This is a genomic window from Desmonostoc vinosum (assembly GCF_059505385.1).
In genome coordinates, this window is sequence record NZ_JCACKM010000170.1 from 1 (window position 1) to 14,418 (window position 14,418).

Sequence of the window (14,418 nt, forward strand, 5' to 3'; positions counted from 1 at the left end):
GGGACGCGGGGCGCGGGGAATGTACATGAAAGGACACGGGGACACGGGGATGCGGGGACGCGGGGAATAGACCTCTTGCAAAAGTCGGATACTCGCCAGAAAATAAATTTTCTGGCTGATAACTCAAGTCGGTTTCAACCGACTAATAACAGTATTTTTAGTCCGTTTCAACGGACTTTTGCTATTAGGCAGAGACTTGAGTCTCTGACGGTTCAAGTATTTTTGCAAGAAGTCTAATGTACATGAAAGGACACGGGGACGCGGGGACGCGGGGAATGTACATGAAAGTTTCTCCGCGTCACCGTGTCTCCCTCTCTCCGCGTCATCTCTAGCCCCTATGCCTTTTTCTTTCCACCAAACAAACCACCAAATAAACCGCTACCCCCAGTTTTATCTGGTTGCTTAGATCCGGTAATGGCAGTTGAAGTGACTTTCTGCTCACTGGCTGATTGTCCCAAAAATTTATCTAGTTTGGGTTTCCATTGCAATGCTATTTGGTCGTTAGGGTCTAGTTTGAGAGCATTGTCAAAGTGAATTTTCGCCATTTTCAGCTGATTTTGCTTCAAATACACCATCGCTATTAAGCTATGACAGCGACTGTTCTTAGGTTCTAATTTGAGGGCATCTTGTAACTCTACTTTGGCTTGAGCAAATTGATTTTTTTCAATCAAAGTTTGAGCGCGACGGATGTACTGTTCTATAACCGAGTCTTCTTTGGCTGGCGCTGGTGCAGCTGTAGGTGTTGTATTTGGCTGAGGTGGGTTTGGGGTGGCTTTGGGTTGAGTCGGTGGCGGTGCTGATAACTTGCCTGCACTCCGCATCAAATAGACTAAATTTAATTCACTCACTTGAGCAATGATTTGCAGTGCTTGCTGTAAGGAATCATATTGGGTTTCAGCAATTTTTGCGATCGCACTTCGATAAAAATGATCAATGTTAGGGGCCCCGGCTAATTGTCTAGCTAAGTCAGTGGTCAATTCTACCGTAGCTGGTTCTTGTATCAACCTCCTGCCCATTTGCGACAACACTAGAATGTATTCTGTACGAGTGCGTTCTCCAGAAAGTTTTTCGTAAGCTGGATTAACCAACTTAGATAAAAATTCGTTAGCTAGCTGCTTTTGAGTAGCCGTTGCGGTAGCAATACTATCTGGATGTAGTAGGCGGGCAATCTTCAGATAGCGTTTGCGGATATCTCTGACACTCGCATCAACTGGCACACACAGAATTGCGTGGTGATCTATGAAATCATATTTAAAAAGTCCACGGTCTATTTTTAAAGACATAAAGCGGTTTCGCACCAAAAAACCAAAAGATTCCTTCTAGTTTACTTCGCTTATTTGGTGGTAGTCAGTAGCAATTTGTCAAGTGGCTATTGTCATAAGTTTGTCATAGCGCTTGAGCGGCTCAAAAATTTCTCTGGGTCAGAGCCACAAGCTCAACTACATATTAGAGGAATATAGGTATTAAAAGGCGATCGCTTACTTGGAGGATTTATGACAACTGTTGACCACTTGCTTTTTGTATTAAAACTTTTCACTGCTTTGGGCTGTGGACTGGTGGCAGGTGTTTTTTTTGCCTTCTCAACTTTTGTAATGAACGCTCTTACTAGACTTCAGGCGCGAGAAGGCATTATTGCCATGCAATCGATCAATATCACAGCGATCAATCCTTTGTTTATGGTAGCACTCTTTGGAACGGCTTTAGGCTGTCTATTTTTGGCGATCGCCTCGCTGTCAAAATGGGATCAACCTGTTGCGGTCTACTTGGTGACTGGTAGCTTGCTTTATCTCGTTGGCACTATTTTAGTGACAATTGTCTTCAATGTACCACTAAATAATGCTCTGGCGATCGCCAAACCAGATAGCCCTGAGGGTGTAGATCTCTGGGCTAGATATCTGACTAACTGGACACTCTGGAATCATGTTCGGACAATAGCAGCGTTGGGGGCAGCTACATTGCTGACAATTGCGCTTTGCAAGTAAACAGTGCAATAGGAATATTCTATTTAGCATCGTTCTGATTTATGGGCGATCGCTTCACCAATGATTTAACAATTAAGTATTTTGCATACAATCGCCTAGTTCACTGGTACTAACTATTGATATCCAATAATCCAGGGGGTGGGGTTATTTCAATGCGGCCTGCTTGTAAGTCTACTACTGGAGCGATCGCTTTGACGAAAGGAATTAATACTGTCTGTTTTTTGTCATTGGCGAATGATTCATCTAATTTCACTTCTAGTAAGTCATTGCCGGCAGGGATAATATCTACTACTGTGCCGACGAGTTCGCCGGATGTTTGCATGAAGACTTGTAAATCAATTAAGTCTAGGACATGATATTCATCTTCGCCTAGTTGGGGGCGATCGCTTGCTGGTACTATTAATTTACAACCACGCAATTCCTCTGCTTGGTTGCGATTTTCCACGCCAGCTAGTTGCAAAACATACAAGTTTTTGCCATTAATATAACGCCCTGACAATAATTCTATTGGTTGCGGTTCTTTCTGGTCTGGACGCAGTAACCAACGTTTTCCTGGCACCTCAAATCTTTCGGGGAAGTCTGACTCAGGATAAACCCGCACTTCCCCAGACAAACCTTGAGGGGCAACAATTTTACCGATTTCTAGCCATTCGTCATTTGTCATGGGGAATGGGGAATTGCCATTTGTCATTAGATTATTCTTTGCGTCCACGTGTCTTTTCACTCAGCACTCAACTACGCACTCACAGCCGCGCGTTGATAAGCTTGTTCGGCTACTTTTGCTAGGCGCTGCATTCCGATGGCAATTTCTTCATTGCTACCGGTAAGGCTGATACGGAAACATTGGTGTTTGTGGGGCCATTCTTGTTCTTGTAAACCTGGGAAGAAGGTACTACCAGGTACGATAATGACGCCTACTTGCTTTAATTGCTGGTACAGTTCCCAATCGCTGATGGGTAAATCTTCTAACCACAACCAAGCAAATATTGCCCCTTCACCACGATGCAAGAACCAAGGTAAATTTTTCGGCATTGCTTGCTCTAAATTAGTTTCCAAGACGGTAAACTTGTTCTGGTAAAATGGGCGGATGACTGTGTGAGATATCTCTACTAAAGCACCAGAGTTAATTGCATAGGCTGCGATCGCTTGTCCGTAACGTGAAGAGTGCAGACTGGCATTGGCTTGAAAACACTCTAGCACCTCTATCCACTTTTCATCTGCGATCGCAATCCCAATTCTTTCCCCTGGCAATCCCGCTTTTGATAAACTCATACAGTGCAAGATATTATTCCCAAACACTGGTGTCATATCGGTAAAATTCAATGCCGGAAATGGTGGTGCATAAGCCGAGTCAATTAATACTGGTACATCATAAGATGCAGCCAGAGCAGTAATTCTCTTCACCTCTTCATCGGTCAAAACATTACCCGTGGGATTACAGGGACGAGAGAAAATTACGCAACCAGTGCTTTCTGTAATCGATACTTGGCTAAAGTCTGGGCGATATTTAAATCTATGAGCAGCTACATCGATATCTAAAGTGGGTTTGTAGGCAACTAAGGCATCGGGAACTAAGCAGATACCACCGTATCCTGTATAGTCGGGACTTAAGGGTAAAACAATTTTTTTAACTTCGCCGCTGGGAGTATAACCACCGTATGCGTTAGCGGCGTAGAAATAGAGAGTTTGACTACCGGGGGTAATTAAAATATTGCGCTCAGTCAAATTTAGACCGTAGCGTTTGTTAAAATCATTAGCGATCGCCTCAATGAGTGGTGCATAACCCTGGCTTGAACCGTAGCGACAAACCACCTCACCATATTCTGAGCTAGCCAATAATTGTGCAGTACAATCTCGCCACAGCTGCTCTACCTCTGGCAAAATCAAAGGGTTGCCAGCACTCAAATTAATAAACTGCTGCCCCGCATCCGCTCGTAAGGTTTCGATAATGTCCTTCATAATTGCTCTTACGCCAGTTAAGTTGGACATTTGAGCGCCAATTTGAGTTAGGGCAGGGTTCATAAGCTGTGAAATTAATGTATTAATCAATAAGTGGACGAAATTACCAGGGATTCTGTTACTACAGAATTCACCTTGTTGCCTTTAATCAATCTAACTAGAGAATGTCATTTTAACAAAGCAAAATGATCGTTTTAAAAGTTCCTACACTGAGACAGATGGGGGATGGCAGAAACGCAGGGACACAAAGATGAGCCTTTGAGGTTGAGCCTTTGAGCCTGAAAGCGGATTCCTATATATGCTATTGGTGAAGGCAACTCAATTACAGGAGAGATGACATTGGAAGTTAAAGCAGCAGTTGCTTACAGCGCAGGTAAGCCGTTAACTATTGAAACCATTCAACTCTCAGCACCACAAGCTGGCGAAGTGTTAGTTGAGATTAAAGCCACTGGAGTTTGCCATACTGACGCTTACACCCTTTCTGGTGATGATCCTGAAGGTTTATTTCCTGCTATTTTAGGACATGAAGGGGCTGGTGTTGTGGTAGAGGTGGGTAGTGGCGTTACCAGTGTTAAACCAGGGGATCATGTAATCCCTTTGTATACCCCAGAATGTCGTCAGTGCGAATATTGTCTCAGCTTCAAAACCAATCTCTGTCAAGCTATTCGCCAAACTCAGGGGCGTGGTGTGATGCCTAATGGCACGAGTCGCTTTAGTATTGATGGACAGATGATTCATCATTATATGGGCACATCTACCTTTGCCAATTACACGGTTTTACCAGAAATCGCTGTGGCCAAAATTCGGGAAGATGCCCCTTTTGATAAGGTTTGTTACATTGGCTGTGGTGTGACAACGGGTATTGGTGCAGTCATCAATACAGCTAAAGTGGAACCAGGTGCAAATGTAGTGGTGTTTGGCTTGGGTGGTATCGGCTTAAATGTCATCCAAGGGGCGCGGATGGTGGGAGCAAATATGATTGTAGGAGTTGATATTAATCCCAGCAAACACGCTTTAGCTGAAAAGTTTGGCATGACACATTTTGTCAATCCTCAAGAAGTGGAGGGCGATTTAGTTCCTTACTTAGTTGATTTAACAAAAGGTGGTGCTGACTATAGTTTTGAATGTATTGGCAATGTCAAAGTGATGCGACAAGCATTAGAGTGTTGTCACAAAGGTTGGGGTGTAAGTGTAATTATTGGTGTCGCTGGTGCGGGACAGGAAATTAGTACTCGTCCCTTTCAACTTGTAACTGGGCGTGTTTGGAAAGGTTCAGCATTCGGTGGTGCTAGAGGGCGTACAGATGTACCGAAAATAGTTAATTGGTATATGGATGGCAAGATAAACATCGATGATTTAATTACTCATGTGATGCCTCTTGAGCAGATTAATGATGCTTTTGATTTAATGCACAAAGGTGAATCTATTCGCAGTGTGGTGACTTTTTAATTGTGAGTTGGGTGGGGTAATTCCCACCTATAGTAATCCTATCTGATTTATGAAAGGGAACTCTTAAATAATTCGTAATTCGTAATGACGCTCGAGGACTCGCTACCGCTTCGCTAACGCTAACGTAATTCGTAATGACGCTCGTACCGACGCTCGAGGACTCGCTAACGCTAACGTAATTCGTAATTAACTCACACTAGAATTAAGAAAAATTTATCTTTGAACCAATGACGCAGACACCACCAACGGAGCAAACAGCGAAAAGCCTGATGCTCAATCTCTACGAAACTGACTTTTATGCTTGGACTCAACAACAAGCTAATCTCCTTCGTTATCAGCAATGGAGTCAGCTTGATGTGTCTAATTTAGTTGAGGAAATTGAATCTTTGGGCAGAAAGGAACGCCAAGAATTAAGGAATCGTTTGAGTGTCTTGATTGGACATTTGTTAAAGTGGGAATATCAATCACAGTACAGAAATCGCAGTTGGTTAAATACAATTAGAGTCCAGCGTATAGATATATTAGAAACGCTAGAAGAAAATCCTAGTCTTAAGCCATATCTCCAAGAAGTTATTCAAAAAGCTTATATAAAAGGAATTGCATTGGCTGCCAAAGAAACAAATTTACCTGTGAAAACATTTCCACAAGATTGCCCTTATATGTTAGAAGAAATTATCAGCGATCGCTTTTATCCAGGTGAAGCTGTAACAGATGATTTAATCGAATGATCAAAGTAATGCAAAATCTCTACGAAACTGACTTTTATGCTTGGACTCAACAACAAGCTAATCTCCTTCGTCATCATCAATGGAGTCAGCTTGATGTGTCTAATTTAGTTGAGGAAATTGAATTTTTGGGCAGAAAGGAACGCCAAGAATTAAGGAATCGCCTGAGTATATTGATTGGACATTTGTTGAAGTGGGAATATCAATCACAGCAGAGAAGTCGCAGTTGGTTGGCAACAATTCGAGTCCAAAGGCGGGAGACTATTAAATTACTGAGCGAAAATCCTAGCCTGAAATCTTATCTTGAAGAAACACTCAAAGAAGCCTATGAAAACGCTAGAGATTTAGCATCGGGTGAAACAAATCTACCCCTTTCAGATTTTCCCATGCAATCTTTATATCAGTTAGAAGAAATTATTAGCGATCGCTTTTATCCAGGTGAACCCACAACAGATGATTTAATGAAATAATTGCTATGGGACTCATATTTGATTTGCTAAATTAATTACTAAATGACTAATCTCAACCTCATCAGTGAATATAAATGCTTTGATGGCAATCTCGGCTTTTACTCTCATGCCTCTACCACTTGTAACAGTGAAATGCGCTTTGCTGTCTACCTACCACCACAAGCCACTCAAAAACCAGTTCCCGTCCTCTATTTTCTCTCTGGTTTGACTTGCACTGAGGAAAACTTCATGGTGAAGGCAGGGGCGCAACGCTACGCAGCAAAATATGGTTTAATGCTAGTTGCACCAGATACTAGTCCTCGTAACACTGGTATTGCAGGTGAAGATGACGATTGGGATTTTGGCACGGGTGCGGGTTTTTATGTCGATGCCACAGAACAACCGTGGCGATCGCACTATCAAATGTATACTTATATTGTCCAAGAATTACCTGCTCTAATTACCACCAACTTTCCAGTACAACCCGAAAAACAAGGTATTTTTGGTCACTCAATGGGAGGACATGGGGCGCTGGTTTGTGCAATGAGAAATCCTCAGCTATACAAATCAGTATCAGCTTTTGCACCTATCACTGCACCTATGCAATGTCCTTGGGGACAAAAGGCTTTTAGTCGTTATCTTGGTAGTCAGCAAGAAAATTGGCGTGCCTATGATGCTAGTGAGTTAGTAAAACAACTGGGATATCACAGTCTAATTCTCATCGATCAAGGCACAACTGATAAATTTTTAACTGAACAATTACTACCAGAAGTATTTAAGCAAAGTTGTGTAGATGTTAACCAACCTCTCAACTTGCGTTACCAAGAAGGCTATGACCACAGTTACTATTTTATTTCTAGCTGGATAGCAGATCACATTCGTCATCATGCGATCGCTCTCATTTCTTGATGCTATAAATATAGCACTTCTCGTTATTTTAAATTTAGAGAATCATGCTGTGAAAGCAATTTCTCTACTTTGGCTTCGTCTATTCTAGCGGTTAATTTTTTATTTTCATGTAAGTCTCTAGTAGTTTTAGCCAAAGTAAAAGTTGAGCCAACAGAAAAAGCTAAACCCATACCCATAAAGCCTTTCACCCAACTATTTACAGGTAAATTAACAATTCCAAAAGTGGTCATAGAAATAGAAATTATAAAAGCAGCCCATGTTTGAATAATCCAAGCAGCGCTATCTTTTTGATGGCCAAACTGTTGCATATTCTTTGCCTTTTGATTTAAGTAATTTAACTGTAATTGTATTGATTAATATGTTTACAATTAACAGCAATATTACCAGTTTGGTAACTGGACTCAAAAAAGTTAGCTCAAGAGCAATCAGAGCAAATAAAAACTGGTACAAGGTTTGTACCAGTTTTACGAATGGCATTTTTTTGGGGACTGGGGAACTCAGGGCCCCCACTCCCGCAGGGACTGGGAATTAGTGTTTGTTATTTCTCCCCCTGTTCCCTGTTATTCAGACTCTGGCAGCGTCTGTACTTTCCCATCGGGAGTGAGAACAACTCGAATTCTGACATTTTGCCCGTATCTATTGGCAGAAACAAAGGGTTTACCAATATCAGGCATTCCAGTGCTATTAACAAATTCTCTTGCAGCTTTATTCAGAGGCAGAATTCGTTCAACTGTGCCATCAACACCTACTACCATGCTGTATTCTAGTGTCTGTGCCAATCCCCTCGGTGGTTGCCAGCGTTTTCTGAGATATTCTCTAGCTTCTGCTACTTGAGGGGTATCAAATAACGTACTACCCCTAGTGTTTCCATCTGGGGATGCAGAGGTTGTGTTACCATCCCGTAATCTATCGATAAATGGGTTTTTCTGAGTTGTCTCAGAAGAGGTACTTACAGGAGGTAATTCTGAGGGTTGTGCTTGAGCAGAAATTGTCCCTGAAGAATTGATTTTTTCCTGCAATTGTTGCTTTGGTGGTAAGCTCTGTCTTCGAGAAAGAGTAATCCTACCTTGGGAAATTGACGCGGTAGGGTTCTGTGGGAGGTTCGGTTGAATAGCAACTGGTTGTCCAGGAATGTTGGTGGATGCGGTGACTCCTGGAGTGTTAGCAAGAGTTGGCGTTTTTGTCTGAGTTCTGGCTAGTGGGTTTTTTGACCCCAATGGAGGTACTACGGGAAGACTGGAATTCGGAGATGTTTGTGGGGTCGTTGGTAAACCAGAACCAGGGGATATTTGAGGATTTGTTGGAGGCAGACCAGAAGTAGAAAGTGGTGAAGTAGAGCCTATGGGTGGCAAAGCTTGTAAATTCGCTGGGGCAGTAGGACTCGATTGAGGTGTGGGAAAGTTGAGTTCTGGTGAAGCATCAGCAACTCTCGCTTCTGTTGGGGCTGGTGCTTTGGCTGTTTGCTGTTGCTTTTGCCTAATGTTGTTGGCATACTGCCAAGTAAATGGTGTTAAACCAACGGCAAGTACCATGATGGCGGCAACAGGTGCCCATACAGGTAACTTGAGGCTCGAACTGCTGTCGTTGAGATTTGGTAATGCCAGGACATCAGTTGAGTATTCATCCAAGGCAGTTGCCAAGTCAAATAGTTGCAACAGACTCAATTGAACTACAGGGCCTGATGCTGGATTAGCGAGGGAACCTAGAAACAGTTTGTGAGTTAAATAGCTGCCTGGTTCTAAATATATCCTTGCTCCTCCTATCTGGGGATGCAAGGACTTTAGGGTTTTGGCTGCTAAAGGAGATGGTTGAAAATCTGTTATTTCTGGTTCGTCAAGCGTTTGACTTGACTCTTTAGTGCCAGATAAACTGAGTGAGAATTTTTCGGGGGACTGTTGGAGTAATTCTTGTACGTAGATGGTTACTGCATCACACAAAGCTTCGAGTTGGTCGCGATCGCCACGGATTGGTACTCGGCGTTCTTCTGGTAGTTGCGGAGCGTCAAAACGTAGTTGAAAGCTGAGTTTTTTTAGGACAGGTTTACCCATCCAAGCGGACAAAGGTGAGCTTTGCGCCAATACTTCTAGCGTACATGAGGGGGGTGTGTAGCGACGAATTACAGAATTTGATAGAGGCATGGCAGAAAATGCGAAGGAGTCTATTTAAAATTTTGTGAAAATGTTAAGCCTGTCGCGTCTGGGGTTTCCCGTTGAGTCAACTGGCTGCTAAGAGGAGACAGTATTTGCAAAAGGATAATGGGTTTCCTGTAGCAGACTGTCCAAGACGGATGTTGGGTGAGAAATTTCAAATCTAAAATTGTGTGGAACGGTCTATGAGTGCTAACCAGAGGCGACGATGTCCTCCCGGGGCACTATAAAAAAGTAAATCTACTAGTAGTTTTAGTGCCAGATTAGTGATTAAATCTGTCGATATTTGATCATCCTCTTCCATCCGCTCTTGGTAAGTATTACAAAAAGCATCTATGTAATCTCCAAGTAAAGCAGCCTGATGAGGTTCCCGTTGGCTTTCCGCCATTTGCTCCAACAAACCAACAGCACGACGAATTAATTCTTGGTGTTGTTTAGCGAGGTAGCAGGTGATGAGAACGAGCGATCGCGCTTCTTCTACATCGAGTTTTTTTCTTCCTCCTTGACCTTTACGTATGGGATTTGATTGGCGCAGTCGCCAAAGAGCTACGCGATCTGGCACTCTTGACTCTAAATTCAAACTGGTTGCCGCCGAGAGCATCGCCTCAGAACCATCGCCTGTTAAGGTTTCTAGTGCCAATAACACTAGGTCTAACTGGGTTTTGATATTGTCCCATTGAACCGTGTTCGGGGCTGGAAGCTTGATTAAATCCTCCCACTGAGAATTTGGAGTAGCTGAGTTGGCAACCGAGTGCATAACTTTTAGCATAGGTGATCGGGCTGATAGGGGCTGTTGCTGTTACCCATTTTGAAACCAGACTCTCAAAAATTGAGGTTAGTTTCCTGTAGCTATGAGCTAGAAGCTTCAGCTAGCTGTTTTTTATGGCGGTAAGCAGCTGAGATCTTTGTCCTACTCTAAATTAAAATTTATTTTCCACAAAATGGTAAGTTGACTGTGCCATTTTATTTCTATTTAGTCTGAATTGCTATTTCAGTAGTAAGGTATAAAATACATCGTTTATTATTGTTAATCTTGAACATTAATCGCTAGTCACAGCAAGGCAATGAGCAATTAGACGCATAGCTTACATACAAGACTTTTGTAAATAAATTATTTGTGAAATATGAAATGTAGTATTCGTAAGTCTTCTAAGAATGCATAAATCTTGTTATTTACTAAATAAATTTAAGATTTTCTTTATAAATTAACTCTCACCTTTTAAGTATTTAAGGCTTGACACCTGACTACAGTTTTTAGTTTCTTAACATAACTTAAAATATTAGTACCAACTTACTTAAATAATTCGTAATTCGTAATTACGCCTAATGTGAATTAGTAATTATGGGGTCAACCAGTAGGTGTTTTTCAAACAAAACAAAATTTTGCGCCTGAAAAGCTTATCCTCTCTAGCTTTGAATCCTCTTTGAGTGTTTTGGAGGTTGACACCACCCCCTCAAATCCTTATCACAATTGCTTTTGAGGTTATTTATTATTCTTGCGCTCTTGACAACCAAACGTCTGAAAAGGTATCTTAGCTACAGGTTGCCACTTTTGAACCTTGAAAACCAAATATACCAAGGCTCGCAGACCCCGGCCGTTTTAATTAACCTAAATCCCTATTAGGGATTGAAACCTTGAGCAATATACCTTGGTTCCACGCTTAAGTTTTAATTAACCTAAATCCCTATTAGGGATTGAAACCACATTTACCAAAAGCAGGAATAAGCTCTTTTACTTGTTTTAATTAACCTAAATCCCTATTAGGGATTGAAACCAAACATTACTAGGAGCAATTAGTAACGTTTTTGTTTTAATTAACCTAAATCCCTATTAGGGATTGAAACCCAAACGTTAATTTTATCTTAAAACTATTAGTTGAAGTTTTAATTAACCTAAATCCCTATTAGGGATTGAAACTAATGTACTTCCTATTTCTGATTTAACCGCCGATTGTTTTAATTAACCTAAATCCCTATTAGGGATTGAAACCCGTATATTTACTAATTACATGTGCGATTTTCGAGGTTTTAATTAACCTAAATCCCTATTAGGGATTGAAACTTTGTAGATAAAATTGTTCCCGCCAGAAAGATGAGGTTTTAATTAACCTAAATCCCTATTAGGGATTGAAACTATGAAGATTCATTTTTAGGAATTGGGGAGGATAAGTTTTAATTAACCTAAATCCCTATTAGGGATTGAAACTTGACATTGGTGGTCTTGGGCAAAGATCCAAAAGTTTTAATTAACCTAAATCCCTATTAGGGATTGAAACACCAACTAATTTTTGAATTAACATTTTCTTTCTCCGTTTTAATTAACCTAAATCCCTATTAGGGATTGAAACTATTCTGAAGAAATTCACGAGGCAATCGACTCTTTCAGATTGCTCTTTTCACTGTTCCCCGTTCCCTGTTCCCTCTTAATAGAGTGTTTATTTAGCATAACAAGTACGATAGAGCCGTTTTTAATTCACATCAGACGTTAATTAAGTTTTATGGGGATTGAGCGCAAAGTCACCAGGGGGAAACCACGCCACTTGCTTCAATCCGGGAAACCCGTCCAACGCAATGGCTCCCTAAGATCACACTGCCTCAACTTTGTAAGACAGACGCCAACACAAAATTTGCCGATTATAAAACCGGGAGACTTAAACCCACGGAACTTGTTAATCTGCTCTAATTTTCTTCAAAATCTAGAGCATCTGCCAAATCTAATGTATCTTCAAAATCTGAGCTTTCATCCAAATCTAATGTCATTTGTTGTGGTGAAGCCTCTAATTTAACCTCTCCTTTTTTAGAAACATAATCTACAAGCTTAGCCCAATGTATTTGACCATTGTTCATAAAATACTGCATAAATTCAAAGGTCATTTCATTAACCTTTGTATTGTATGTAGTTTTAAAGAGTTCATCTTTATTTTTCGCTTCTTGATCAATTGGTACAATTATCTCTTGGTAGAGATTTTCGTCCTCAGAAATAAAATTCCAGAATTCCTGTCCAGCATACTTGTAATAAGACTTATCTGGATCTAAATCTTCTTTTAATGGATTTCGATCTTTTCCATACATACAACCATTGACAGCAATAATTGTATCTGTTATACCTTGGTTTCTCAAAGCTTGTTTAGCTTTTTTAAAATTGTCTTTCATTCTATTTATCTGGTCAGAGTTTCCCCAAAAAGTTCCAGATTTAATTCCTACCACATAGTAAATTTCATTTTTCTTAAACTCCAAATCAATACTATTGAGACTAGATTTAAAACCACCATATAAGTTTGCAGATATGTATATAGCAAATCCTTCTAATAAATTCCCAAAAATAGTTTCTTCTTGAGACGAAAGGAAAGCATCTACAATACTTTTGATAAAATCTTGAGCAAATTCTATATTTTTTGCTTTGAATAGGTAGGGATTTTTGCGTTTGAGAATATCTTTTAGTTTTAGTTTTCTTAGTTTTTCAAATCTTTTTTCATAAAAAGGTGTAAGAACATGCTGCACCAGATACTTATAGTATGCATCATAATCTGAATTAATGGATGAGTTTTCCATAGATTGTGTCAATGTTATTAGTTGAGTATTAAGTTTTGCTTTTTCAATATTTGAAACAGCTAATTCGCAATACTCTTTTTTAATTTCAATACCAATATAATTTCTGCCTAACTCTTTTGCTGCCACACATGTAGTCCCAGAACCAAGAAAAGGATCTAATATTGTGTCTCCCTGCTCAGTAAATAACTTAATGAACCATGATGGTAAAGATTTAGGAAATGCCGCACTATGATTTTTATTACTGCACTCCGTTGACAAATGTAGAACATTGGTTGGATAAGCCATTTTTCGTTGTAACCAATTTGAGATATTCTTACCAAAACCACTTTCAACTCTAGAATTATCTCTTCTTTTATCGGTGTCGCTTAAGTTCTTCAGTCTAGACTTGGCCCAATCCCCCATAGGAACCATGACACTTTCTTGATACATTTTGAATTTCTTTTGTTTATTAAACTGGATACAATGTTCCCAGTCGTCAGGCACTTCTTGTTCAAAATCCTGTTCTTTATTGAATTGAATACAACGTTCCCAAGAATCTCTAAAACGATTAGACCACTTACCAGGAAAACTATTTTTTTTATGCCAAATATATTCTTCAGTCCATAGCCAGCCTTGATTTTGCAGTTCTAATATTAGCTTAATTACATAGTTGTGCCTTTGCCCATTCACTACTTTTTCTTTAATGTTGAGTATGAATGTTCCACCCGGTTTTAAAACTCTTTTTAACTCTTGAGAAATTGGCAAAAACCAAGCAACATACTGATCTGGTGTAATGCCACCATATGTCTTTTTACGACTATCAGCATAGGGAGGAGATGTCACAATTAAGTCAACTATGCCCTCTGGCATCTGCTTTAAAACTTTTAAACAGTCACCTAGAATAACTTGACTCTGCCAATTTTGCAGATTAGCTGCTTCTATTTGCTGTAAGTCTGTAACTAGTTTTACCTCTGGTATCTGAACACTAAAATCTATGTCCGGCATGGGTTAAAATCCGTGAGGTGGTAATTCCTTGGTCTTTGAGATATTTGATTGCTAGATATGCAATGTTTTAGTTTAGCCCAAATTTATTTAGCGTCTCTCCAGCTTGAAAATAGGGAGTGGAGAGTAGGCAGTAGGGAAGAGATATTTTCCTGCACTAGTTGTGTGAAAAATCACATAGGTGTGTGGCTGATAAATGCCATACAAGGAAATTAAATAATTCGTAATTCGTAATTCGTAATGACGCGACGCTCCTGTGTCGCTC

At 40.4% G+C, this 14,418-nt stretch carries 13 protein-coding genes and 1 CRISPR repeat array; of the genes, 6 read left to right on the top strand and 7 right to left on the bottom strand.

Going from position 1 to position 14,418, the window contains the following annotated elements:
• Positions 1-237: hypothetical protein (locus AC5JMF_RS22575; RefSeq protein WP_495797953.1), on the top strand; the 237-nt coding region annotated here is incomplete at its 5' end.
• A gap of 98 nt (positions 238-335) precedes the next feature.
• On the opposite strand, the gene AC5JMF_RS22580 is transcribed toward AC5JMF_RS22575, so the two are convergent.
• Positions 336-1,283, bottom strand: coding sequence for a J domain-containing protein (locus AC5JMF_RS22580; RefSeq protein WP_495797954.1), 948 nt, complete (start codon positions 1,281-1,283; stop codon positions 336-338).
• A gap of 210 nt (positions 1,284-1,493) precedes the next feature.
• Here AC5JMF_RS22580 and AC5JMF_RS22585 point away from each other — a divergent pair, with 210 nt between their 5' ends.
• Positions 1,494-1,982, top strand: coding sequence for an anthrone oxygenase family protein (locus tag AC5JMF_RS22585; RefSeq protein WP_495797955.1), 489 nt, complete (start codon positions 1,494-1,496; stop codon positions 1,980-1,982).
• A gap of 109 nt (positions 1,983-2,091) precedes the next feature.
• Here AC5JMF_RS22585 and rimM read toward each other — a convergent pair whose 3' ends face one another.
• On the bottom strand, positions 2,092-2,673 hold the full coding sequence (gene rimM, locus AC5JMF_RS22590) for a ribosome maturation factor RimM (protein WP_495797956.1): 582 nt from the start codon (positions 2,671-2,673) through the stop codon (positions 2,092-2,094).
• 44 nt (positions 2,674-2,717) lie between these two features.
• The gene (locus AC5JMF_RS22595) at positions 2,718-4,004 is read right to left on the bottom strand and encodes a valine--pyruvate transaminase (protein ID WP_495797957.1); all 1,287 of its coding nucleotides are present in this window, start codon (positions 4,002-4,004) and stop codon (positions 2,718-2,720) included.
• A 276-nt stretch (positions 4,005-4,280) separates the two neighbouring features.
• Here AC5JMF_RS22595 and AC5JMF_RS22600 point away from each other — a divergent pair, with 276 nt between their 5' ends.
• The 4 genes from AC5JMF_RS22600 to fghA all read left to right on the top strand — a co-directional run bounded on the left by AC5JMF_RS22600 (position 4,281) and on the right by fghA (position 7,473).
• Entirely contained in the window at positions 4,281-5,390 is a 1,110-nt protein-coding gene (locus AC5JMF_RS22600; RefSeq protein ID WP_495797965.1) for an S-(hydroxymethyl)glutathione dehydrogenase/class III alcohol dehydrogenase, read from the top strand.
• 227 nt (positions 5,391-5,617) lie between these two features.
• Positions 5,618-6,118 carry a DUF29 domain-containing protein gene (locus AC5JMF_RS22605; RefSeq protein ID WP_495797958.1) on the top strand — a complete coding sequence of 167 codons (501 nt, stop codon included), beginning with the start codon at positions 5,618-5,620 and terminating at the stop codon, positions 6,116-6,118.
• Positions 6,115-6,585, top strand: a complete 471-nt coding sequence (locus AC5JMF_RS22610; RefSeq protein WP_495797959.1) for a DUF29 domain-containing protein — start codon at positions 6,115-6,117, stop codon at positions 6,583-6,585. The genes AC5JMF_RS22605 and AC5JMF_RS22610 overlap by 4 nt, the downstream gene beginning before the upstream one ends.
• A 42-nt stretch (positions 6,586-6,627) precedes the next feature.
• Complete coding sequence (fghA, locus tag AC5JMF_RS22615) at positions 6,628-7,473, top strand: S-formylglutathione hydrolase (protein ID WP_495797960.1); 846 nt, start codon at positions 6,628-6,630, stop codon at positions 7,471-7,473.
• A gap of 23 nt (positions 7,474-7,496) precedes the next feature.
• Here fghA and AC5JMF_RS22620 read toward each other — a convergent pair whose 3' ends face one another.
• The 4 genes from AC5JMF_RS22620 to AC5JMF_RS22635 all read right to left on the bottom strand — a co-directional run bounded on the left by AC5JMF_RS22620 (position 7,497) and on the right by AC5JMF_RS22635 (position 14,156).
• Positions 7,497-7,781: a YiaA/YiaB family inner membrane protein gene (locus AC5JMF_RS22620; RefSeq protein WP_495797961.1), complete on the bottom strand. Its 285-nt coding sequence runs from the start codon at positions 7,779-7,781 to the stop codon at positions 7,497-7,499.
• Between the two features lie 252 nt (positions 7,782-8,033).
• Entirely contained in the window at positions 8,034-9,611 is a 1,578-nt protein-coding gene (locus tag AC5JMF_RS22625; protein ID WP_495797962.1) for a DUF4335 domain-containing protein, read from the bottom strand.
• Between the two features lie 172 nt (positions 9,612-9,783).
• The gene (locus AC5JMF_RS22630; RefSeq protein WP_495797963.1) at positions 9,784-10,389 is read right to left on the bottom strand and encodes a DUF3038 domain-containing protein; all 606 of its coding nucleotides are present in this window, start codon (positions 10,387-10,389) and stop codon (positions 9,784-9,786) included.
• 828 nt (positions 10,390-11,217) lie between these two features.
• Positions 11,218-11,968: direct repeats of the CRISPR family, unit length 37 nt; unit sequence GTTTTAATTAACCTAAATCCCTATTAGGGATTGAAAC.
• A gap of 331 nt (positions 11,969-12,299) precedes the next feature.
• A complete protein-coding gene (locus AC5JMF_RS22635; protein WP_495797964.1) occupies positions 12,300-14,156 on the bottom strand; it encodes a PmeII family type II restriction endonuclease in 1,857 nt (618 codons plus the stop codon).
• Positions 14,157-14,418: the final 262 nt, after the last annotated feature.

Coding starts and splice junctions, on each gene's coding strand:
- AC5JMF_RS22580 (WP_495797954.1), bottom strand. CDS start 1,283: ATGTCTTTAAAAATAGACCGTGGACTTTTTAAATATGATTTCATAGAT.
- AC5JMF_RS22585 (WP_495797955.1), top strand. CDS start 1,494: ATGACAACTGTTGACCACTTGCTTTTTGTATTAAAACTTTTCACTGCT.
- rimM (WP_495797956.1), bottom strand. CDS start 2,673: ATGACAAATGGCAATTCCCCATTCCCCATGACAAATGACGAATGGCTA.
- AC5JMF_RS22595 (WP_495797957.1), bottom strand. CDS start 4,004: ATGAACCCTGCCCTAACTCAAATTGGCGCTCAAATGTCCAACTTAACT.
- AC5JMF_RS22605 (WP_495797958.1), top strand. CDS start 5,618: ATGACGCAGACACCACCAACGGAGCAAACAGCGAAAAGCCTGATGCTC.
- AC5JMF_RS22610 (WP_495797959.1), top strand. CDS start 6,115: ATGATCAAAGTAATGCAAAATCTCTACGAAACTGACTTTTATGCTTGG.
- fghA (WP_495797960.1), top strand. CDS start 6,628: ATGACTAATCTCAACCTCATCAGTGAATATAAATGCTTTGATGGCAAT.
- AC5JMF_RS22620 (WP_495797961.1), bottom strand. CDS start 7,781: ATGCAACAGTTTGGCCATCAAAAAGATAGCGCTGCTTGGATTATTCAA.
- AC5JMF_RS22625 (WP_495797962.1), bottom strand. CDS start 9,611: ATGCCTCTATCAAATTCTGTAATTCGTCGCTACACACCCCCCTCATGT.
- AC5JMF_RS22630 (WP_495797963.1), bottom strand. CDS start 10,389: ATGCTAAAAGTTATGCACTCGGTTGCCAACTCAGCTACTCCAAATTCT.
- AC5JMF_RS22635 (WP_495797964.1), bottom strand. CDS start 14,156: ATGCCGGACATAGATTTTAGTGTTCAGATACCAGAGGTAAAACTAGTT.